Annotated in this window: 15 protein-coding genes; 5 read left to right on the plus strand and 10 right to left on the minus strand. The window is 56.4% G+C overall.

What is annotated here, in order from left to right; translation table 11 throughout:
• Positions 1 to 163 precede the first annotated feature (163 nt).
• Complete coding sequence (locus tag ABIE16_RS05555) at positions 164 to 856, minus strand: tellurite resistance TerB family protein (RefSeq protein WP_057716215.1); 693 nt, start codon at positions 854 to 856, stop codon at positions 164 to 166.
• Between the two features lie 1,166 nt (positions 857 to 2,022).
• Here ABIE16_RS05555 and ABIE16_RS05560 point away from each other — a divergent pair.
• From ABIE16_RS05560 to ABIE16_RS05575, 4 genes are all read left to right on the plus strand, one after another.
• Complete coding sequence (locus tag ABIE16_RS05560) at positions 2,023 to 2,958, plus strand: LysR family transcriptional regulator (protein WP_429520677.1); 936 nt, start codon at positions 2,023 to 2,025, stop codon at positions 2,956 to 2,958.
• A gap of 174 nt (positions 2,959 to 3,132) precedes the next feature.
• Positions 3,133 to 4,584: an FAD-dependent tricarballylate dehydrogenase TcuA gene (gene tcuA, locus ABIE16_RS05565; RefSeq protein WP_429520678.1), complete on the plus strand. Its 1,452-nt coding sequence runs from the start codon at positions 3,133 to 3,135 to the stop codon at positions 4,582 to 4,584.
• The gene (tcuB, locus tag ABIE16_RS05570) at positions 4,571 to 5,728 is read left to right on the plus strand and encodes a tricarballylate utilization 4Fe-4S protein TcuB (protein WP_429520679.1); all 1,158 of its coding nucleotides are present in this window, start codon (positions 4,571 to 4,573) and stop codon (positions 5,726 to 5,728) included. Before tcuA ends, tcuB begins: the two co-directional genes overlap by 14 nt.
• A gap of 47 nt (positions 5,729 to 5,775) precedes the next feature.
• A complete protein-coding gene (locus ABIE16_RS05575; RefSeq protein WP_429520832.1) occupies positions 5,776 to 7,074 on the plus strand; it encodes an MFS transporter in 1,299 nt (432 codons plus the stop codon).
• Between the two features lie 153 nt (positions 7,075 to 7,227).
• Here ABIE16_RS05575 and ABIE16_RS05580 read toward each other — a convergent pair whose 3' ends face one another.
• From ABIE16_RS05580 to ABIE16_RS05600, 5 genes are all read right to left on the minus strand, one after another.
• Positions 7,228 to 8,901 (minus strand): methyl-accepting chemotaxis protein, encoded by a 1,674-nt coding sequence (locus ABIE16_RS05580; RefSeq protein WP_429520680.1) that lies wholly within the window; start codon positions 8,899 to 8,901, stop codon positions 7,228 to 7,230.
• A gap of 80 nt (positions 8,902 to 8,981) precedes the next feature.
• Positions 8,982 to 10,235, minus strand: coding sequence for an OprD family porin (locus tag ABIE16_RS05585; RefSeq protein WP_429520681.1), 1,254 nt, complete (start codon positions 10,233 to 10,235; stop codon positions 8,982 to 8,984).
• A 99-nt stretch (positions 10,236 to 10,334) separates the two neighbouring features.
• A complete protein-coding gene (locus ABIE16_RS05590; protein ID WP_429520682.1) occupies positions 10,335 to 11,639 on the minus strand; it encodes a CitMHS family transporter in 1,305 nt (434 codons plus the stop codon).
• 140 nt (positions 11,640 to 11,779) lie between these two features.
• Complete coding sequence (locus ABIE16_RS05595; RefSeq protein ID WP_429520683.1) at positions 11,780 to 13,111, minus strand: dicarboxylate/amino acid:cation symporter; 1,332 nt, start codon at positions 13,109 to 13,111, stop codon at positions 11,780 to 11,782.
• A gap of 45 nt (positions 13,112 to 13,156) precedes the next feature.
• On the minus strand, positions 13,157 to 14,239 hold the full coding sequence (locus ABIE16_RS05600) for a 4-oxalomesaconate tautomerase (RefSeq protein WP_429520684.1): 1,083 nt from the start codon (positions 14,237 to 14,239) through the stop codon (positions 13,157 to 13,159).
• 167 nt (positions 14,240 to 14,406) lie between these two features.
• Here ABIE16_RS05600 and ABIE16_RS05605 point away from each other — a divergent pair, with 167 nt between their 5' ends.
• Complete coding sequence (locus ABIE16_RS05605) at positions 14,407 to 15,297, plus strand: LysR family transcriptional regulator (RefSeq protein WP_032831601.1); 891 nt, start codon at positions 14,407 to 14,409, stop codon at positions 15,295 to 15,297.
• Between the two features lie 534 nt (positions 15,298 to 15,831).
• On the opposite strand, the gene acs is transcribed toward ABIE16_RS05605, so the two are convergent.
• The 4 genes from acs to ABIE16_RS05625 form a co-directional block, all read right to left on the minus strand.
• Positions 15,832 to 17,784 (minus strand): acetate--CoA ligase, encoded by a 1,953-nt coding sequence (gene acs / locus ABIE16_RS05610; protein ID WP_429520685.1) that lies wholly within the window; start codon positions 17,782 to 17,784, stop codon positions 15,832 to 15,834.
• A gap of 78 nt (positions 17,785 to 17,862) precedes the next feature.
• Entirely contained in the window at positions 17,863 to 19,986 is a 2,124-nt protein-coding gene (locus ABIE16_RS05615; RefSeq protein ID WP_429520686.1) for a TonB-dependent siderophore receptor, read from the minus strand.
• A 475-nt stretch (positions 19,987 to 20,461) separates the two neighbouring features.
• Positions 20,462 to 20,950 (minus strand): Lrp/AsnC family transcriptional regulator, encoded by a 489-nt coding sequence (locus ABIE16_RS05620; RefSeq protein WP_349733457.1) that lies wholly within the window; start codon positions 20,948 to 20,950, stop codon positions 20,462 to 20,464.
• 41 nt (positions 20,951 to 20,991) lie between these two features.
• Positions 20,992 to 21,645, minus strand: coding sequence for an HAD family hydrolase (locus tag ABIE16_RS05625; protein WP_429520687.1), 654 nt, complete (start codon positions 21,643 to 21,645; stop codon positions 20,992 to 20,994).
• Positions 21,646 to 21,664 lie beyond the last annotated feature (19 nt).

The raw sequence follows: 21,664 nt of genomic DNA on the forward strand, positions 1-21,664 counted from the left end.
GCCGATTCGAAATGCGGGGAGTATAGCCGAGGGCGGTGTTTCATTTATAAGACGGTTGCGCGCTACTTCTCATCCCGCCAAAAAAGGCGGGATGGGTGCCTGGGGTGATTAGGCAGAAAGGGACCGTAGAATGGTCATTGGGGATGTGGGGCGGACTGAAGGTTTACAAGGAAGCCTGGCGAACCTGCTTCTCAAGCTCGGCCTTCAACCCCGGCTCCAACTTGAGCTGCCGCGCCAGCTCATCGAGATAGGCCTTCTCCATGAAGTTTTCCTCGTCCACCATCATCACGCTGGCGATGTACATCTCGGCGGCGATTTCCGGGGAGCGGGCGGCGCGGGCGACATCGCTCGGGTCCAGTGGCTTGTTGAGCTCGGCGTGCAGCCAGTGTTGCAGCTCCTGATCGCTGTCGAGCCGGGTGAATTCGCCTTCGATCAAGGCACGCTCACGCTCATCCACATGACCGTCAGCCTTGGCCGCGGCCACCAGCGCCTTGAGAATCGCCTGACTGTGCAGCTCGACTTGCGCGTCCGGTACGCGGTCCAGGGTTTGCGGTTGCGCACCGGCCGCACCGCCCTGCTGCGCCTGCCAGTTTCCGTAGGCTTTATAGGCCAGCACGCCCAACGCGGCGAGACCGCCGTAGACCGCGACCTTGCCCCCGACTTTACGGGCCTTTTTGCTGCCGAGCAGCAAGCCCATGGCGCCTGCCGCCAATGCCCCGCCACTCGCGCCGGAGAGCAAACTGCCGAGGCCTCCGTTGCCACCGCTCGCACCCTTTTGCTGCGGGCTGCCGGCCTTGTTCTGCAATAGGTCCTGGCCGGACTTGAGTAGTTGATCGAGCAATCCACGGGTATTCATTTACCGCCTCCACAAGACGTTTAACCTGAAACCAAGACCACCAGCCTAAAACGAAAGTGCCCACGCCCCGTGGGCGAGAGTGCTTCCAGATGTTGCACTCCTGTAAATTTATAATAAAGATTGTACTAAAAACTAATTTAACTCATTGATTTTACGTGACGCCCAAAAATGGAATTTATAATAATGTTTGGACATTTACTGTCGAGTTCAAGATTTTATATTTGAATAAAGTTTGTACATAATCCCATAGTGTCGGCGCTGATTGAAAACTGACCCACCCTGCCGATTGAAAATTGACCCAGGGCGGATTGCTGATTTTGGCATCAGCAATGGTGGATAAGCTTAGCAGTCGTGTCCCGATGGAAGAGGCACCAAACCCACCGCATGTGGGCATGCGATGACTCGCACACAATGATTTGAACACAACCTACCCCTCCCACCTCCCGCGAAGTCTCTGTCCTCACGCAGAGAATTATTGCGCCCTGTCATAAATTGTCTCAGCTCAGTCCTGCATAATTGTTGTATTCACGGACTCATACCGGTACTCCTAAAGCACCAGTTTCTGCAGGGAACGCACCATGCATTCAAGATTCAGGGTCATCGAAACAACCAGAATGGCTGATGGCATCAAGCAGTATCGGGTTGTGGATCTCGTCGAGGGAGGCTCTGCTAGCAAACACGGTGTGTCAAGGCCATGGTCGAGGCAGAAGCTGTTTGCTCGCTCCTGAATGCTGAGCATCCGCGTCAGAGTGTTGTCGGTTGTATGTCTCGGAGCCTTTGATCCACTTGCTTCGGAACGCCAAGCGCCGGATGGTTTGTAGGACTGCTCATACCTACAGCGCCGTCATGGATTCGCGCTCCGAAAGTATGATTTTAAGGCGATCAAGGTTAAGTCGTCGACATTCAATCTCGGCGCCTTCGCGGGACTCATAGGTAGTCTTCAGACGTAGTTACTCTTCGCTATCATAGATTTTGAAACCTTCCGGTGCAGTCTGGTAGTAGAAGCGCTCTCCGTTACGCATTGATCCTGTTTCTGTTTGGATTGCAGGAACAACAACGAATATCAAAATCATTTTCAGACCCTCTCCTATATTGTCTTGCGGTTTGGCGGTCGCCGGGGTGATCGATAGGCATTCCAACAACAATTTGACGTGGAGCGGCAACGTTTGGAATTAAGACAACTGCGCTATTTCGTAAAAATCCTCGAACACGGCAGCTTGGGACGCGCAGCGCTTGAACTGGACGTCGGCGTATCAGCCCTTAGCCAACAGATCGCGAAACTTGAAAGTGAACTGTCAACCCGCCTCCTTAATCGCACCACTACTGGCGTCACACCTACCAGCTCCGGTATGGCGTTCCTGCACCATGCCCAGCTGTGTTTGCGGCAAGCCGAAAATGCGATCATGGCCGCTCACCGTGGGCGAATGAGTGGATATGTCACCGTCGGAATGGCGCCCACGACTGCCACTGTTCTCGCCCTGCCATTGATCAACGCAATGCGAGAGCGCTATCCGGATATTCAATTGCACCTGGTCGAGATGCTGTCCGGGCATCTGGCCACGCAACTCAATGCACGCCAGATCGACCTAGCCATTTTGTTTCAGCTCGAAGGTGGCAAGCGCTGGAGTGTGACACCGCTGCTCGATGAGAAACTATTTGTCATCAGCTCACCACACCTGCCCCACGCGCCAAAAGGAACCAGCGTGCAACTGGCGGATCTGGGTCAACTTCCACTGGTGATGCCGAGTGCGCAACACGGGTTGCGTTCTACGCTGATGGTTGCATTTGAACGTTCGGGATTGGCTCCCAACATCATCATGGAAGTGGATGGTCTTGCCGTATTGATGAACGCCGTACGCGCGGGTCATGCTGCCACCATCCAGCCAGGTGCGGCAGCGGCGCTCAAAGGTGAGTCGGGACTTTCAGTGGTGGAAATTTCCGATTCTCACGTAGGTCGACGAAACCTGCTGGCGACACTGCCTGATGATGAGCTGTCTCCCGCGGCGCTGGCGGCGCGACTGGTCATCACCGACGTCGCTCGGCAGTTGGTCGTTGATCAACAATGGCCGGGGGCATCGTGGATCGAGGACGTCACGCCATGAGCCCGTTGCGCCCTCTTCACGGCTGCCAATACTAGAGTTATCCGCAACAAAGCCTTTACGAAAACTAAACACCCCGACTCATTCCGCGCCTTTCGACAACACGCTAACGGCCCTACCTTCTCCCCACTCGCGAGGAGCACATCGTTCATGCCTCCTTGCGATTGAGGAGTGATGATGATCGACGTATTAGTAATTGGCGGTGGCAATGCCGCCTTGTGTGCAGCGTTAATGGCGCGAGAGGCTGGTGCTAGCGTCATGTTGTTGGAGGGCGCACCCAAAGTCTGGCGCGGTGGCAACTCGCAACACACCCGAAACCTGCGCTGCATGCACGATGCACCGCAAGATGTATTGGTCGATGCCTACCCAGAAGAAGAATACTGGCAGGATCTGTTGAAGGTCACTGGCGGGATTACCAACGAAAAGCTTGCACGGATTGTCATCCGTGCCTCGTCAAACTGCCGTGACTGGATGCGCTCCCACGGTGTGCATTTTCAGCCATCGTTGTCTGGCGCGCTGCATGTTGCGCGCACCAATGCGTTTTTCATGGGTGGCGGCAAAGCGTTGGTTAACGCGTACTTTCGCAGCGCCGAGCGGCTGGGCGTGAAGATCCGCTACAACGCTCAAGTCACTGACATAGAGTTGAAGGACGGAGCATTCGTCGCGGCCCACATCGGTGAACGTGAGGTCAATGGTCAGCGATTACCCGCCGAGCGTATCCAGGCCAAAACCTGTGTTCTGGCAGCTGGCGGATTCGAATCCAACCGGGAATGGCTCCGTGAAGCCTGGGGGCAAAACGAGCGCGGAGAATGGCCTTCAGACAATTTTCTGATTCGCGGGACGCGCTTCAATACCGGTGTGCTGCTTCGGCGTATGCAGGCCCTGGGCGCCGACTTTATCGGTGACCCAACCCAAGCGCACATGGTGGCCATTGATGCCCGTGCCCCTCTGTATGACGGCGGTATCTGCACCCGTATCGATTGCGTATCGCTGGGCGTGGTGGTCAATCGCGATGGCGAACGCTTCTATGACGAGGGCGAGGATTTTTGGCCCAAGCGCTATGCGATCTGGGGCCGCCTGGTGGCGGGTCAACCCGGTCAACAGGCCTATTCGATTATCGACCAACAAGCCCTCGGCCGTTTCATGCCTCCGGTGTTTCCGGGCACCAAAGCAAACTCCCTGCAAGACCTGGCCCGCCAGTTGAAGATTCCCGTTACGCAATTCGTCAAAACCATCCAGGAATACAACGCGGCCTGCCGCGTCGGCACGTTCGACCACACCGCGCTGGACGATTGCCACACCGAAGGTTTGACACCCGCCAAAACCCATTGGGCCCGGCCATTGGTAAAGCCCCCCTTCTGTGCCTACCCGCTCAAACCAGGCGTGACCTTCACCTATCTCGGTCTGGCTACGGACGAAACCGCCGCCGTCCACTTCAACGGCGAGGCCAGCCCCAACCTGTTTGTCGCAGGAGAAATGATGGCGGGCAACGTATTGGGCAAGGGCTATACCGCCGGCATCGGCATGGCCATTGGTACCGCATTCGGTCGCATCGCCGGTGTGCAAGCCGCGGCTGCGGCCGGCTTCCTGACCCCTTCATCCACGGAGCCCCAACATGCAACTGTTTGATCCCAAGGCACCGGGTAATTTGATTCCCGTACTCAACCTTGATGAAGGCGAAGTTCAGCGACAAATGACGGTTTGCAATGCCTGCCGTTATTGCGAGGGCTTCTGCGCTGTATTCCCGGCCATGACAAGGCGTCTGGAGTTTTCTCAGGCGGATATCCATTACCTGGCGAACCTTTGCCACAACTGCGGTGCGTGCCTGCATGCCTGTCAGTACGCTGCCCCTCACGAATTCGAAATCAATGTGCCCAAGGCTATGGCCAAAGTCCGCCTCGACACTTATGCCGAGTACGCCTGGCCACAGATGATGGGCAAGTTGTACCGACGCAACGGGTTGGCTCTAGCGCTGGCATCCGGTGCAGGGTTGGCACTGTTCCTCTGCCTCACGTTGATGGTGATGGGCAATCTGTTTACCGCAATGCCCGGGGGGAATTTCTACGGGATCTTCCCGCATAACACCCTGGCACTGATGTTCGGTGCGGTTTTCGGTTTCTCGGTACTTGCGTTGACGATTGGCGTGCGGCGTTTCTGGCGCAACGTTTCACCGGCGGATGCGCCCCGGCAGGAAAAGACAGCCGCTGCTCTGGAGGCCACGGCCAACGTCGCCCGACTCAAATACCTGGACGGGGGTCATGGCGAGGGCTGCAATAACGCCGATGATCAGTTCACCCTGTGGCGGCGGCGCTTCCACCACTTCACCTTCTACGGCTTCATGCTGTGCTTCGCCGCCACCGGTGTCGCCACGCTTTACCATTTCCTGCTGGACTGGTCGGCGCCCTACCCCGTCCTGAGCTTGCCGGTGATGCTGGGCATCGCAGGTGGAGTCGGCCTGCTGATAGGCCCCGCAGGCCTGTTGTGGTTGAACCTGCGTCGCAACCCTGAGCACGGCGACGAAAATCAGAAACCCATGGATCGTGGCTTTATCGCGCTGCTGTTTCTAGTCAGCGCCAGCGGCCTGGCACTCCTGGCGTTTCGTGAAACCACAGCCTTGGGCTTGATGCTGGCGATCCACCTCGGCCTGGTCATGGCGTTTTTCCTGACCATGCCCTACAGCAAATTCGCCCATGGCATCTTCCGAAGCGCCGCGCTGCTGAAGTACTCCATCGAAAAACGCCAACCCAACCCGATTAACGCCGGAAGCGACTGATCGCTGAGCCAGCCATTCCAAAAACAATATTGATCACCACGGTAGCCATGATGAAAACAACAACACAAGACACCCAATCCAAGGGGTCGAAACTGGGCGCCATCCTGCGGGTCACTAGCGGCAATTTTCTCGAACAGTTCGACTTCTTTCTGTTCGGGTTCTATGCAACTTACATCTCGCAGACCTTCTTTCCTGCCACCAGCGAGTTCGCCTCGTTAATGATGACCTTCGCCGTATTCGGCTCGGGCTTTCTGATGCGGCCGCTGGGCGCTATCGTTCTGGGCGCGTACATCGACAAGGTGGGCCGGCGAAAGGGGCTGATCGTGACGCTGTCGATCATGGCCGCGGGCACGGTCTTGATCGCCTTGGTTCCAGGCTACGCCAGCATAGGCATCGCAGCGCCGATGTTGGTGTTGCTCGGGCGACTGTTGCAAGGATTCTCCGCGGGTGCGGAAATGGGTGGTGTTTCCGTGTACCTGGCTGAAATCGCCACGCACGGACGCCGGGGTTTCTATACCAGTTGGCAATCGGCCAGCCAACAAGTGGCGATCATTCTTGCGGCTTCGTTGGGCTATACAATTAACGCGTCCATGGAGGCTGCCGACGTTGCAGCCTGGGGCTGGCGTATCCCATTCTTCATTGGTTGCCTGATTATCCCGTTCATCTTCATCATTCGCCGCTCGCTACAGGAAACCGATGCATTCAAAGCGCGCACCCATCACCCAAGTGCCAGTGAAGTCTTTCGCTCGATGCGGGACAACTGGCGAACGGTACTGGCTGGGGGGCTGTTAGCGTCGATGACCACCACCACGTTCTATCTCATTACCGTCTACACCCCGACTTTCGGCCGGTCTGTACTGAACCTGAGCACTAGCGACAGCCTGGTGGTCACGCTCTTCGTCGGCTTGAGCAACTTCATCTGGCTGCCCATCGGCGGTACGATCTCTGATCGCATTGGACGTCGCCCCTTGTTGCTGGCGGTCACCTTGCTGTGCATCTTCACTGCCTATCCCGCCATGCATTGGCTGGCCGCGGCGGCAAGCTTCGAACGACTGCTCGCCGTGCTGCTGTATTTCTCTTTCTTCTTTGGCATTTACAACGGCGCGATGGTGGCGGCATTGACTGAGGTGATGCCTCAGAACGTACGAGTCGTAGGGTTTTCACTGGCATTCAGTTTGGCGACGGCTGTGTTTGGTGGCTTTACCCCCGCCGTATCAACCATCCTGGTGCAGGCAACAGGTGACAAGGCGTCGCCCGCCTACTGGCTGATGTTTGCTGCGTTGTGCGGATTCACAGCGACGACGATCTTGTACCGCAGGCAAAAGGCAGTGCCAGTCAGCGCTTGATCAAAGAGAGGTTTTGGCAGAATTCAGTTTGCGCTGAATTCCGCCCTAGCCTGCATTGGATCGTCTTTCGTCTCAATGCAGGCCAACAACGCACCTATCCTATCTAACGCTCTGCCCTCCACAATGTCCTGATAAGCGCCGTGCTGGACGGCATCAAATTTTGAATTGCCCCAGCAAGCTTTGCAGACGATTACCGATCAGATACAACTCATCGACTGTCTTGACCCCGCGCTGAGTCTGGTTGGCAACGGAATCAATGGCGCGCGCGATCTGATGCACCCCGCGGTTGATCTCTTCAGCCACCGAGGTCTGCTCCTCCGCAGCACTCGCGATTTGCGCGTTCATCGCATTGATAGTGGCGATCAGTTCAACAGTGCTGTCCAGAAACTCACCCGCCTGATCGGCTTGAGCATTAGCGCCTTGAGCCGCTTGCGTGGATTGGTGCATGGCAGTGACTACACCACCCGTAGTGCTCTTGAGACGCTCAACCATCGCCTGGATTTCCTGGGTACTGCGCTGAGTCCGACTGGCCAATGCTCGCACCTCATCAGCAACCACCGCAAAGCCGCGCCCGGCAGCACCGGCACGGGCCGCTTCAATGGCCGCATTGAGAGCTAGAAGATTGGTCTGTTCAGCAATCGAGCGAATCACATCCAGCACTGTGACGATTGAAGTTACATCGTTTTGAAGACTCTTCATGGAGGTACCACTCTCATCAAGCTCCACGGTCAGTGCCTGAATTCGAGTAATGCTGCCATTGACTATTTGCCTCGCGTGCCGGGACTGTCTGTCGGTCTCGACTGCAGCGTCCGCAGCATTGTGCGCGCTTGCCGACACTTCTTGTGCCGCCGACGACATCTCGTTTATGGCTGCGGCCACCTGGTCGGTTTCCTGGCGCTGCTTATCCATGGCGCGATCAATTTGTTTGCTCTGCTCGGCCACATGGCTCACAGATCCATTCAACTGCTCGCTCATGGCAACGATCTGGGTGACGAGGCTGTGGATCTTATCGATAAACGCATTGAACGAACCGGCTAGTTGCCCCAGTTCATCTCGACTGACAAGCGGCAGACGCCGCGTCAGATCACCCTCACCCGCAGCGATTTCATCAAGATGGGTGCGGATTAGGGTCAAGGGACGCAAACTGCGCCTGACCAGCATTAGAGCCAAAGCCCAGATAATGCCAATCAGCACAGTAGCGATGATGGCAATGCTGTACATCAAGTTGCGTACCCGCAGATCAACATCGGCCTGCACCTTAGCGATCTGAACTTCAATACTGTCCAGATTGATCGCGGTGACCACCACCATGTCCCACTTGGGTAAATAGAAGCTATATGCGAGTTTTGGCACCACTTTATCGGTGTTGACCACCCCACCTGAATAGCTGACGAAGTGAGTGTCATTTTTTGCCGCCGCGACCATTTCACGGTTCAAATAAACCCCGTTGGAGTCCTTGCGATCACTCATGTTGGTGCCGACGCCTTCGCTGCTGTCACCACGAAAAAGGCGCACGACCTGGCTGTCATACCCGATGAAGTAACCGTCATCACCATATTTCACTTTCGACAAGCGGCTGATCGCCAACGCTCGGCTGGAGGGATCCCCGGGAGCCGCTCGATCATAAAGTTCGGCTATAGAAGTGCGGGCAATGCTCGCGTAATCCTTAAGCCGTATCCGGCTTTCCTCAAGCAGTCGCTCGCGGGTCTGAGTGACTTCTTGCTTGGCCTGGGACTGCAATGTACCGCGGGCGCTCAAACCTGTAACCAGAGCAAACAACATCACGGGTAATAAGGCCAGCAACAGTATTTTGGTTCTGAAAGACATCGTTGAAATCCTTTACCCAATCCTATGAAGCCGACGCTGAAGAGGCGGCCTGCGAAAATCGCATGGCCGCGACCAGGGGATCACCAGAGAGCGATGTCGTAGGTAAAGTAGATCCGGTTGCTGTCTCGGCCACGGGAATAATCAGAGCGATAAACATAGTTACGCAACCGCACACCCAGGCCTTTGAAGGTGCCTTGTTGCACGACGTACGCCAGTTCGGCATCACGCTCCCACTCTTTTACCGTGGTGTTGGATTTACCGTCGTTGCCGCTCAGATAACGGGTGGAGAACGTCAGACCCGGCACGCCGACGGCAGCAAAGTTATAGCCGTAATTGAGCATCCAGGTTTTTTCATCTTCCTCGACGAACTTGCCTATCCCGGCGTTGCTGAACGAGTAAACCGTAGCGCCACTGATAAAGGGCAAACCCGCATCACCACTGAGGGTCTGGTATCCGCCACCGAAGGTATGGCCGGAAATGGCGTAGGACAGCTGCCCGCTCAGCATGTTGTTATCGATCTTTCCACCGTAGGCAGAGCCGGTGTCGACACTGATGAAGTAGCGCAAATCACTGGTCAGCACGCCACCGCCCAAGGGCAGATCGTGCTGGATACCCGCAAAACTCTGACGGTAAAAATTTTCCAGTTCGCCGTAGAAGTAACTCAAGCGAATGGTTTTCCCCAGCTTGTATTCGGCCCCTGCGTAGCTGAAGTCGCCTGATTTATCACCGCCATAACCGTCGGGCACAATCGGCATGCTGTCGGTGGAATCACGCTGTTTGAATCGATCCAGGTAGCCCCCGGTGAGGGTGAGGTTTTCGATGTCGACGCTATTGATCTGTGTACCTTGGAATGTTTGCGGCAATAGTCGCGCATCGTTGTAGATCAGCACCGGAGTCTTGGGTAACAAGGTTCCGTATTTGACCGTGGTCTTGGCCAGTTGGGCCTTGGCCGTCATACCCAGGCTTGCAAACTCGTCAGCCGCGCGACCGTCATTATGGACGGGCAGCAAGCCCGTACCGCTGCGGCCACGGCCGGAATCGAGCTTGACCCCGAGCAGGCCCAAGGCATCCACACCAAAGCCGAGGGTGCCAGGAGTAAATCCTGACTGGTAATCCAACAGAAAGCCCTGGGCCCACTCGGTGCGTTCGCTCTTCGCTGTCCTTGCTGACCTGGCACTCAAGCCATGCTCGTCGCGGAAGTTTTCGTTGAAGTAGACGTTGCGCAATTGCAGCTTGAGCTTGCTGTCGTCGATAAAACCTTCAGCGCTAACACTCGCCAATGGCACAAGTGCAAGAAGAGGAAATGAAACTCCACGAATGAACAAAGTTGTCATAGCGAACTACTCATTGTTGTTATTTGGCGTGCAGAACAGCGCACGCCTCGCTGGCGAGGCGCGTCAGAAGAAAACCGGTAAACCGGTGGTTTGGGTGAGTCAGGTGAAGAGGCTGATCGCCCCGGTCAGTAGGGCGAGCGCGGTAATTACCAGAGAGGTGAGTACCGCCCATTTGACGGTGGCTTTCTGGAAGTCGCCGATGTCGCGATCGACCATTCCAACCAGCAACAGGGTCGAAGCCACCAGCGGGCTCATCAAGTGCACCGGCTGCCCCAGTACCGATGCCCTGGCAATTTCCACCGGGTCAATACCGTAGGCGGCGGCTGCGTTGGCGAGGATCGGCACCACGCCGAAGTAGTAGGCATCATTGGACAGCACGAACGTCAGCGGCATGCTGGTAATCGCCACCACCAGCGGGAACAGGTGCCCCCAGGACGGTGGAATCCACTCCACCAACGTCTGTGCCAGTGCATCAACCATTTTCGTGCCGGAGAAAATCCCGGCAAAGATGCCAGCGGCAAACACCAACAGTACAACGGTCATGGCGTTGCCCGAATGGGCAAGAATGCGTTCCTTCTGAATATCCAGTTGCGGATAGTTGATCATCAGCGCCAGTACGAACCCGATCAGGAACAGGATCGCGGAATGCATGATCCCCATCACCAGGGCGACCATCACCGCCATCACCAGCAGCAGGTTGACGTAGGCCAGTTTCGGTCGCTTGTGTGGAGTGTCTTCAAGTATCGCCTTGATGTAGCAATCTCCCCCGCCGCTTTCCAATTGGATATTGCCGATACGCTTGCGCTCGGCACGGCCCAGCAGAAAGGCGGTGAACACCACCCACATCGCACCGCCAATCATGGTCGGCAGCATCGGAACGAAATATTCACCAGCATCCAGGCCCAGCGCAGCGATCGCCCGGGTCGCTGGCCCTCCCCAAGGGGACATGCCACTCATGATGCTCAAGGAAAGCATGGCAATGGTTGCCAGAATCATCGGATTCATTCCGATACGCTTGTACAGGGGCAGCATTGCCGCACAGGTAATCATGTAGGTGGTGGTGCCATCACCGTCCAGGGCCACCAGCAGCGACAGCAACGCTGTGCCAACAGCGATTTTCATCGGGTCGCCGTTGACTCGCTTGAGGATCTTGCGAATCAGCGGGTCGAACAGGCCGGCGTCGATCATCAAGCCGAAGAACAGAATCGCGAAGAGCAGGAGCGCCGCCGAAGGAGCGACCATTTTCAGGCCGTCGAGCATCATCTTGCCAGTTGTGCCACCGAAACCGCCAATGACGGCGAACACAATCGGCACTACCGTCAGGGCGACAATCGGCGATAACCGTTTGGTCATTATCAGGACGGTGAAGACTACCACCATCGCTAAGCCAAGCAATGCGAGCATAGGTAAGTTCTCTTGTTCTTATGATTAGCGTGGCCGACGCACAGGCGCGCGACCCCGTGCCCGCCAGACGGCACGATCAACGGTGCCTGGCGGGGGTATTCATTGAGGTATTCAAGGGGTGATGATTGAGCCGCGACCGGTCAGACCTGTTCCGTGGCCTTCAGGCCCTCCCAGTCCGGCTTCTGGACTTGGGTTGGGGTCGCAGCGGGCGAAGGTTTGCCGTCCAAGGTGCGCATCAGCGTTTCACGATCGCAGGCGTTCTCCGAGATGGACATCACCACGGTAGCCACCGCGTTGCTTGCCAGGCTGGTCAAGGCCCGGGCTTCGGACATGAAGCGGTCGATACCGATCAGCAGGGCAAGCCCGGCCAAGGGAATGTCATGGATCACCGTCAGTGTCGAGGCCAACGCGACAAAACCGGCGCCGGTGACGCCTGCTGCCCCCTTGGAGGACAACAGCATGATCGCCAGCATGGTCACGGTCTGTGTCAGGCTCAGTTCGATGTTGCAGGCCTGGGCAATGAACACCGCTGCCAGTGAGAGGTAGATCGCCGTACCGTCGAGGTTGAACGAGTAACCCGTTGGCAGCACCAACCCCACCACGCCTTTTTTGCAACCCAGGGCTTGCAGCTTTTCCAGCATCCGCGGCATCACCGGCTCGGTGGAAGAAGTCCCGAGCACGACCAGGAATTCTTCCCGGAAGTAGCGCAGCAACTTCCACAGACTGAAACCATTGGCCCGGCAAATGCTCCCCAGCACCACAAAGACGAAGAAGGCACAGGCGATGTACAACGTCATGATTAGCTTGGCCAACGAGCCCAGCGACGTAATACCGTACTGGCCTACGGTGAACGCCAAAGCGCCAAAGGCACCGACCGGAGCGAAGCGCATCAGGTAGGAGAAGATCTTAAACACCATGTGCGAGGCGGATTCCAGTACATCCAGTACCGGCTTGCCACGCTCGCCTATGGCCGAAAGCGCAAAACCGCAAAGCACTGCGATGAACAACACCGGCAGCACTTCACCTTTATTGAAAGCACCGATGAAGGTGTCCGGGATGATGTGCATGAAAAACTCGACCACTCCCAGCTTCGCGGCGGAGTCGGTGTACTGCGACAGGCCCTGGGTGCTCAACTGGGTGGGGTCAATGTTCATGCCCACACCGGGTTTAAACAGGTAGACCGACACCAGCCCGATGATCAAACTGATCACGGTCAACCCCAGGAACAGCAGCATGGTCTTGCTCAACAGGCGCCCAAGAGAGCGCTTGTCGCTCATGCCGGCGATACCGGTGACGATGGTGCAGAACACCACCGGAGCGATCATCATCTTGATCAGCTTGATGAAGGCATCACCCAGCGGCTTCAAGGCAATGGCCTGTTGCGACCAAAAATGTCCGACCAATACACCCAACAGCACGGCGAAGAGAATCTGGAAGTAGAGCGATTTTACAACTTTCATGGCATCACCCATTTTTAGAATTGTGCTGATGCAAAAAACGGCAATGACTAGGGGAAATTATCCGGCGAGTCGTTGGGAAGCCGTGGCGTAGACAAAACCAGAGAACAGCCTGCGCGATGTACGTACCACCGAGGCCCGAATGGTCTCACCCTGAGCACCGGTGTAGGACAATACAACGTCGATCCCGCCACTTGGATGTTCAATACGCACTTGTTTCAAGCGTGGCTCGCTAGCCCCGTCGAGCAATTGCGCGACTACACTGCCTTCCGTGACACAAGCGGTGGCCAGACCGATGGAGCCAGTGATCGCCAAGGCACGGTGGCAGTTGTGTGGCATGAAGTAGCGCACCTGGATTGTGCCGCCAGCCTTGGCCGGTGACACCAGTACAGGTTTGGGAATCACTTTGTCACTTACATCACCCAGGCCCATTGCCAGGCCGGCTTGCAGTCGCAAAGACTCCAGGCGACGCAAAAACTCTTTGTCGTTATCCAATTCAGCAGGACTTTCATCACCGCGTTTACCCAACTGGCCGGCTTCGACGATCATCATCGGCATCGCCATGTCGATGCAAGTTACTGGAATACCGTCGATCAAATCCTGCGTTTGCCCCGTCGGGAAAAGTTTGCCCGTCTTGCTGCCCGCAGCATCCAGGAAGGTGAGTTGCACAGGAGCGGCGGTACCCGGCACACCATCGATGGCGGTGTCGCCTTCATAGCTGACCATCCCACCGGGGGTCTGTACCTCGGCGTTCACAAAAGTCCCCGTGTTGAGGTTGCGAATACGAACGCGAGTCAGGTCTTTAGACGCTTTGACCAGCCCCTGCTCAATGGCGAACGGGCCTACGGCACAAAGCATGTTGCCGCAATTGGGTGCGGTGTCGACGCGACGCTGGGAGACCATGACTTGAACGAACAGATAGTCGACATCCGCCTCAGGATGCAGCGACGGGCTGACGATCGCCACCTTGCTGGTTTGTGGGCTACCACCACCGATGCCGTCAATTTCCAGCTCATGGCCAGAACCCATAAGGTTGAGCAGCAGCTCATCACGCTCTTCGATCGCAACAGGTAGATCCCAGGCGAGAAATACTGGGCCCTTGGAAGTACCACCGCGCATTAGCACACAGGGAATTCGTTGCATGAATACTAACTCTTGTTGATCAATCGGGGTAATTGATGTCTTGCGAGCAAGAGTCGCAGGCTTTAAAAATTGTTTCCAATGCAAATATCAGCCTGATTATTGCGTTTGACGAATGATGAATCTAGGATGATCGAGCTGAATAACTCTCGCCTGCAGAGATAAAAAAAGTGAATTATGAGCTCAATGACATCCGATCTTTCGTGAAGATCGCAGAACTTGGAAGCTTCCACGAGGCTGCTGATGCATTGCATCTCTCCCAACCAGCGCTGAGTCGTAGAATGAAAAAGCTTGAGGAGGGATTGGGAACAGCTCTTCTTGATCGCACCACAAGAAGGGTCAGTCTCACCAGCGTTGGGCGAGACTTCCTGCCCAAGGCACGACGCTTACTGGATGACTTCGATGACTCGATACTTAACATCCGAGAGCTGGCCGAGCGGCAGAGCGGCCGTGTAACCCTTGCCTGTATCCCCACTGCAGCTTTCTACTTCCTCCCCTCGGTAATCCGCCTCTACAACGAGCGCTATCCACAAATCCGCATTCGCTTGCTTGATCTCAGTGCAAACGAAGGGCTGGAGGCTGTTCTGCGTGGCGAAGCCGACTTTGGCATCAACATGATGAGCGGCCAGCACCCAGATATAGAGTTCGTGCCGTTGGTCAACGAGCCTTTTGTTTTAGCTTGTCGGCGTGATCATGAGCTGGCTGAGCGTAGCTCAGTAACCTGGTCTGAACTGAGCAATTACCGCCTTATCGGGGTCGGTCGCCTAAGCGGCAACCGCATGTTGCTTGACCACGCTTTGTCGGGCTTGAGCTGGCGTCCACAGTGGTTCTATGAGGTACAACACCTGTCTACATCGCTGGGCCTGGTAGAAGCTGGATTAGGCGTCTCGGCAATGCCGAGCCTCGCAATGCCTGCTGTGGATCATCCAACGTTGGTAAGCGTTCCTTTGATCGAGCCCATCGTGAACCGATCGTTGGGACTGGTTTATCGACGAGGCGCCTCACTATCTCCGGCAGCAGAAAAATTCGTCTCGATACTGCTGGAACAGTGGGAGCAATGACCTCAGACACCTTTGGGATATTTCAAGTAGCGCAAATTGTTTCTAGCCCATACCCAGTGCAGCTTCCATAGGGTGACGACGCCGCTCTCTTGGCGCTGCATGACGCGCGCGAGCGATTGCAACTTCGCCGCTTCTGACGAAGGCAAGACAGACAATCCTCACTCATAAAACCCGCATGAAGCCATTTGCAGATAAGCCCGAGCAAGCGCAGGTCTGAAATCCTGTGTGCCAGACACATCGGTTGAATCGCCCCTAGTTTGTAGACCCCTCAGTGCGAAACTCGAAAACATTATTCAATATGTTGACGCTGAGCAAGACGGGCTGGAGATCGATAAACAAGGATTAACGGGGGACAGCGCCACTATGTCAGCATTCAAATGGCCTGCCACAGGTCCCAAGTAACAAATTAGCCGGGTATGGTGTAACTTTTCACTCTGATGGTCGTGATCAGGCCAATTAGCCATCAGCGCCCACACACAGAAGCGTCTCTTTAATATACCCGGCGACAAACCAATCGCGACAGATGGGCTTTCTTTAAGCGTTCATGCGCTTACGAATATCGATCAGGTGCTGGACGGCCGCGGGGTCCGCCAGCGTTGAGATATCCCCCAACCCCTCATATTCGGCCGTCGCAATCTTGCGCAGAATCCGGCGCATGATCTTGCCCGAACGGGTCTTCGGCAATCCCGGCGCCCACTGGATGACATCCGGCGAAGCAATCGGACCAATCTCTTTACGCACCCAGTTTTTCAGTTCCAGGCGCAGTTGCTCGTTCGGCTCCTCACCGTTTTTCAGGGTGACATAGACATAGATGCCCTGCCCCTTGATGTCGTGCGGCACACCGACCACAGCGGCTTCGGCAACTTTCGGGTGAGCGACCATCGCGCTTTCGATCTCGGCGGTGCCCATGCGGTGGCCGGACACGTTGAGCACGTCGTCCACGCGACCGGTGATCCAGTAGTAACCATCGGCGTCGCGACGGGCGCCGTCGCCGGTGAAGTACATGCCACGGAAGGTCTTGAAGTAAGTATCGACGAAGCGATCATGGTCACCAAACAGCGTACGCGCCTGGCCTGGCCACGAATCGAGAATCACCAGGTTGCCCTCGGCCTCGCCTTCGATGATGTTGCCCAGGTTGTCCACCAAGGCCGGCACCACACCGAAGAACGGACGCGCCGCAGAGCCCGGCTTGAGAGCGTGAGCACCCGGCAGCGGACTCATCATGTTGCCGCCGGTTTCGGTCTGCCACCAGGTGTCAACGATAGGGCAGCGGGACTTGCCGACATTCTTGTGGTACCAGTCCCAGGCTTCCGGGTTGATCGGCTCACCCACCGACCCCAACAGGCGCAGGCTGCTGCCATCGGCACCTTCAACCGCGGCGGTGCCCGAGGCCATCATGGCGCGGATCGCGGTCGGCGCGGTGTAGAGGATGTTCACCTTGTGCTTGTCGACGATCTTCGCCACCCGGGTGATATCCGGATAGTTCGGCACGCCCTCGAACAGCAGTGTGGTCGCGCCATTGGCCAGCGGGCCGTAGACGATGTAACTGTGGCCAGTGACCCAGCCGACGTCGGCGGTGCACCAGTAGATTTCACCCGGGCGGTAGTCGAACACGCGCTCGTGGGTCATGGCCGCGTACAGCAAGTAGCCGCCGGTGGTGTGCTGCACGCCCTTCGGCTTGCCGGTGGAGCCCGACGTGTAAAGGATGAACAGCGCTTCTTCGGCGCCCATCTCTTTCGGCGCACACACGGTGCCGGCCACTTTCATCAGGTCCTCGAACCAGATGTCGCGATGCTGGTTCCACTTGATGTCGCCACCGGTGCGCTTGCACACGATGACTTTCTGGATGCTGCTGGTTTCCGGGTTGGTCAGCGCGTCGTCGACGTTGGCCTTGAGCGGGATTTTCTTGCCGGCACGAATACCTTCGTCGGCGGTGATCACCACTTTCGAGCGGCAGTCGATGATGCGACCGGCCAGTGCTTCCGGCGAGAACCCACCGAACACCACCGAGTGAATCGCGCCGATCCGGGTACAGGCCAGCATGGCGACCACGGCTTCGGGGATCATCGGCATATAGATAGTCACCACGTCACCGCGGTGCACGTCCTGACCACGCAGGGCGTTGGCGAACTTGCACACTTGCTCATGCAGTTCGCGGTAAGTGATGTTGCGGCTTTCGGCAGGGTCATCGCCTTCCCAGATGATCGCGACCTGATCACCGCGCTCGGCCAGATGACGGTCGAGGCAGTTGTAGGAAACGTTCAGCGTGCCGTCGGCGAACCATTTGATGTCGACATGGTGATCATCGAAGGAAGTCTGCTTCACCGTGGTGAAAGGCTTGATCCAGTCGAGGCGCTTGGCTTGCTCGCGCCAGAAGCCGTCCGGGTTGACGACCGACTGCTGGTACATGGCCTTGTAGGTCGCCTCGTCGGTCAGCGTATTGGCCAGAACCTCGGGACGAACGGGATACAGGGAAGCCGCACTCATCTTTCTTACCTCGGTGATTAGTCTTGTTTATTTTATGTTGCACTGATAGTGAGTGTTCAGGTCGCAGCAATACAGTGACTAGAGGGTGTAGGAAATGCCCACTTGCACCGTTCTCGGCGCCCCCGGATAGGCGTAGACGTTACCGAAAGCGCCCTCCTCGTAATTTTCGTCGCCCAAGTTCTTCACATCCAGATTGACCCGGATCCTCTCGTTGATCTTGTAGTAGCTGAGCAGATCGACAACGGTGTAGCTGCCCATTGAAAACGCCGTGTTGGCCGTCTGCCCCGCACGTTCGTCGACGTACTTCACGCCCGCCCCAAGTCCCAGTCCTTTCAAATCGCCGTCCTGAAACTCGTAGACGTTGAGCAGGCTGAAGCTGTTCTGCGGAATGTTCATCAGGCGCGTGCCGGACTTGATGACGTTGTCCTTGGTCACTTCGGCATCGACGTACGCATAACCACCGATCACCCGCCATTGTGGGGTCAGGTTGCCGGCGACATTGAGGTCGAAGCCGCGGCTGCGCACTTCCCCGGCCGCGACGCTGAAGGTCGAGTACACCGGATCGGTGGTCAGCACGTTGCGTTTGTCGATCTGGTAGATCGCCGCGTCGACGCTGAGCTGACTGTCCAGCGCTTCCCACTTGACGCCCAATTCCCAGGACTTGCCCTTCTCCGGATCGAACCCGCCACCCTCGCGGCTTGCGCCGGTGTTGGGCTTGAACGAGCGCGCGGTATCGGCGTAGATCGCGACGGTGTCGGTCAGGTCGTAGGTGACGCCGATACGCGGCGTCACGGCGTTGTCACTTGCCTGCCAGCTTCTGCCGCCCGGGACGAAGGTTTCGTAGTCGTGTTCGAAACGCTCGAAGCGTGCGCCGGCCAGCAATTTCAGGCGCTCGGTCAATTCGACCTGATCCTGGATGAAGGCGGCGTAGGTCTTGAGGTTTTCCTTGTCGTCGGTCGGCGTGCGGGTCAGGGCCGGGCGTGGCTGGCCGTATACCGGGTCGAAGATGTCGATCGGGTAGGCACTCACCGCACCGCTGGAACGCTGGATGATCGATTTGTAGTCGTAGTCTTCGTACTCGACGCCGGTCAATAGGGTGTGATCGAAACCGCCCGCGGTGAAGTGCCCGGTGAGGTTGAGTTGGGTATCCCTGTCGGTCCATTCCAGCTTGCGGTAGTTGAAGTTACGGCCCAGGGTGCGGCCATCCGCGGCGACACCGTTGCCTTCGACCGCATTGCCCTGAAGCGTGCCGTCAAGCCACTGAAAACCACCGCCCAAGGTCCAGTTATCACTGAGGATATGCTCGAATCGCAACTGCGCCATGTTGTTGTCGTTGTGCAGTTTGCCGACGTCTTTTTCACCCCAGAAGGTGTCGCGAGACGCGGTGCCGATCTGATTGGGGTAGCGGGTCAGGCCGCGATCCAGCGGGTGATTGTTGCGCATAAAATCGCCTTCGAAGATCACCTTGGTGTCGTCGGTGGCCTGCCAGCTCAGCACCGGCGTCACGCCGTAGCGCTCGGTTTCGACGTGATCGCGAAAGGTGTCGCCGCCCTCGCCCACCACATTAAGGCGATACGCCAGGCGTCCTTCTTCGTCCAACGGGCCGCTGGCATCCAAGGTGCCGCGCTGCATGCCCTGATCGTCGAGCTGGCTGCCCAGTGTCACTGTGGGTTGCGCCAGCGGTTGCTTGGAGATGACGTTGAAGGTGCCACCCGGATCGCCACGGCCATAGAGCATGGTCGCTGGCCCTCGCAGCACTTCGAGACGTTCGATGATGTTGGCATCGGGCGTACTTGGATAACCGCGGTTGATCGGGAAGCCGTTGCGGTAGAACTCACCGGTTGTGAAGCCGCGAACGGTGAAGGTGGTTAGTCCCTGACCACCGAAATTGTTGGCCCGCCCGACGCCTCCCGCGTAATCAAGGGCGTCCTGCAATCGGGTGGCGCTGATGTCCTCGACGACGTCTTTAGGCACTACCGTGATGGCCTGCGGAGTTTCATGAATTGAGGTGTCGGTGCGGGTCGCGCTGGTCGAACGGGTTGCTCGGTAGCCTTGTACCGGCTCCTGGGGCTGCTCATCAAACATTCCATTGATGTTGAGCGCCTGTAGCTCTAGAGCCCAGCCATTATTAGTTGACTGTTCAGCCCACGCAAGTTGGAAGATAGCCTGAATCACACACAAAGAAACGAGAGTTCGACGCATAAATATATAACCTTTGAGAAGATACCGGTCACACCAAGAGCCGGTTGAAATCACATTAATGATATCAATTCCCATTCTCATCGGACAACTTTTATATTAACTGAATTCACGATTTAATGACCGATAGCCGTTTCATTAGAGGTGAACATGCGCCATCGAAGATTCCCCGATTATTCGGCTAACGCCTAATACTTCTTTCAATAGGCAGACAAAAATTATCGCGCACATGCATCTCTTCGAAGTGCTCGTGACCAAGCCCAAGAGCGCGCTAGATCTACCCCGGTGCTGCGCCCAGGGCTGGCGGAGACGCTCAAGAACCGATCGACCCACGATTTGCTGACGCTTCAGGTATTCAGATAAATAGATACGCCAGGCAAAGTTTCTCCCCAAGAAGGGCATTTACATTGAAGAAGGTGATCCCGTTGCTCAGTACCTCAATAGCTTTTGCAACGGACCAATCCCAAGTCTTTCTCCGTCAGCGATGCAGCAACTTACGCAACGGAACACCATCCTTAAGTACCGGCGATTTTATAACGATGTAGCTGAAGTACTTGGCTATACCGATGTTCTTATCCAATAGTCCTTCCATCACTTCCTGATAGTGCGGAATGCTTCGAGTCATGAAACGAGTCAGATAATCGTAGCCACCACTGATCAAATGGCATTCGAGCACCTCATCAACTAATCGAATATTGGACTCAAATTTGGCGAAGTCTTCGCGCCTGTGGTCGTGCAGCGTGATTTCTGTAAACACTGTTACCGACTCAGTGATCTTGGCCAAATTGAGATGCGCGTTGTACCCAGAAATATACCCGGCCGACTCGAGCCGCTTGACTCTCTGAAGACAGGGGCTGGCTGACAGACCTACTGCATCGGCAAGACTGACATTGGTAATGCGGCCATCTTTCTGCAGCTCAACCAAAATATTGATGTCAATCCTGTCAAGCTTGATTAAACCTTCCATCGCATACCTCGTGATTGTTCTATGCAATCATTCCGTCAGTATCAACGCCTGAGAGATTGTTGATGCTGCGTCACCAGATCCGCCATGCTGTCGATGTAAAAGTCCGCCGGACTCGTTGAACGAGGCTCGCCACAACCACGCTGAATCAGGCACAAGCCGCCTGCCGAAGACAATTCAGCAGAACCGCAGACCAGCAGAACATCCTTCGGTTCAAGGTCATTAGCCAAAAGCCAAGCCCGATCCTCCAGCGGTTGGCTGGTCGGTGACAGAAAATCTTCAGATGTGATTCCCAATCGTTCACAGAATGCCTCACGATCTGCGTTGTCACGATCCCCGTAAATCAGCAGCCGGTAAAACTTGCGCAGGTACAACATCGCGCCAGGTGCGTCCTCATACAGAGACCAGTCGCTAACGGAACGGGCGAACATCATGTCCTCCTCCCAAGTGGTCTCGAGCCCCAGGCGCTCGGCCAACTGGCGATGTGCGAAACACTGCAGGCCACTGAACCCCAGTTTGGAGAAGAGAGGATTGAGCCCGCGTATCACCTCATCATAGTCCGCCAATACCTCTTCTCTACTCAATGTATCTGGATAACTCTGAAGCAGTGGCTGCAAGGCCGTCCAGATACCAGAGTTCCGATCAAACAGGACCTCATCGCAATCAATCAACAGTGCGCGGTAGTCAGTCAGCTCCATGGCCTAAAGCCTCCCATGA

Origin of the sequence: Pseudomonas sp. 2725 (assembly GCF_050434585.1) — a bacterium.
Lineage (GTDB): Bacteria > Pseudomonadota > Gammaproteobacteria > Pseudomonadales > Pseudomonadaceae > Aquipseudomonas > Aquipseudomonas jessenii.

Bases quoted from the DNA above. Each gene is read 5' to 3' on its own strand.
- ABIE16_RS05555 (WP_057716215.1), bottom strand. From the start codon at position 856: ATGAATACCCGTGGATTGCTCGATCAACTACTCAAGTCCGGCCAGGAC.
- tcuA (WP_429520678.1), top strand. From the start codon at position 3,133: ATGATCGACGTATTAGTAATTGGCGGTGGCAATGCCGCCTTGTGTGCA.
- tcuB (WP_429520679.1), top strand. From the start codon at position 4,571: ATGCAACTGTTTGATCCCAAGGCACCGGGTAATTTGATTCCCGTACTC.
- ABIE16_RS05575 (WP_429520832.1), top strand. From the start codon at position 5,776: ATGATGAAAACAACAACACAAGACACCCAATCCAAGGGGTCGAAACTG.
- ABIE16_RS05580 (WP_429520680.1), bottom strand. From the start codon at position 8,901: ATGTCTTTCAGAACCAAAATACTGTTGCTGGCCTTATTACCCGTGATG.
- ABIE16_RS05585 (WP_429520681.1), bottom strand. From the start codon at position 10,235: ATGACAACTTTGTTCATTCGTGGAGTTTCATTTCCTCTTCTTGCACTT.
- ABIE16_RS05590 (WP_429520682.1), bottom strand. From the start codon at position 11,639: ATGCTCGCATTGCTTGGCTTAGCGATGGTGGTAGTCTTCACCGTCCTG.
- ABIE16_RS05595 (WP_429520683.1), bottom strand. From the start codon at position 13,111: ATGGGTGATGCCATGAAAGTTGTAAAATCGCTCTACTTCCAGATTCTC.
- ABIE16_RS05600 (WP_429520684.1), bottom strand. From the start codon at position 14,239: ATGCAACGAATTCCCTGTGTGCTAATGCGCGGTGGTACTTCCAAGGGC.
- acs (WP_429520685.1), bottom strand. From the start codon at position 17,784: ATGAGTGCGGCTTCCCTGTATCCCGTTCGTCCCGAGGTTCTGGCCAAT.
- ABIE16_RS05615 (WP_429520686.1), bottom strand. From the start codon at position 19,986: ATGCGTCGAACTCTCGTTTCTTTGTGTGTGATTCAGGCTATCTTCCAA.
- ABIE16_RS05620 (WP_349733457.1), bottom strand. From the start codon at position 20,950: ATGGAAGGTTTAATCAAGCTTGACAGGATTGACATCAATATTTTGGTT.
- ABIE16_RS05625 (WP_429520687.1), bottom strand. From the start codon at position 21,645: ATGGAGCTGACTGACTACCGCGCACTGTTGATTGATTGCGATGAGGTC.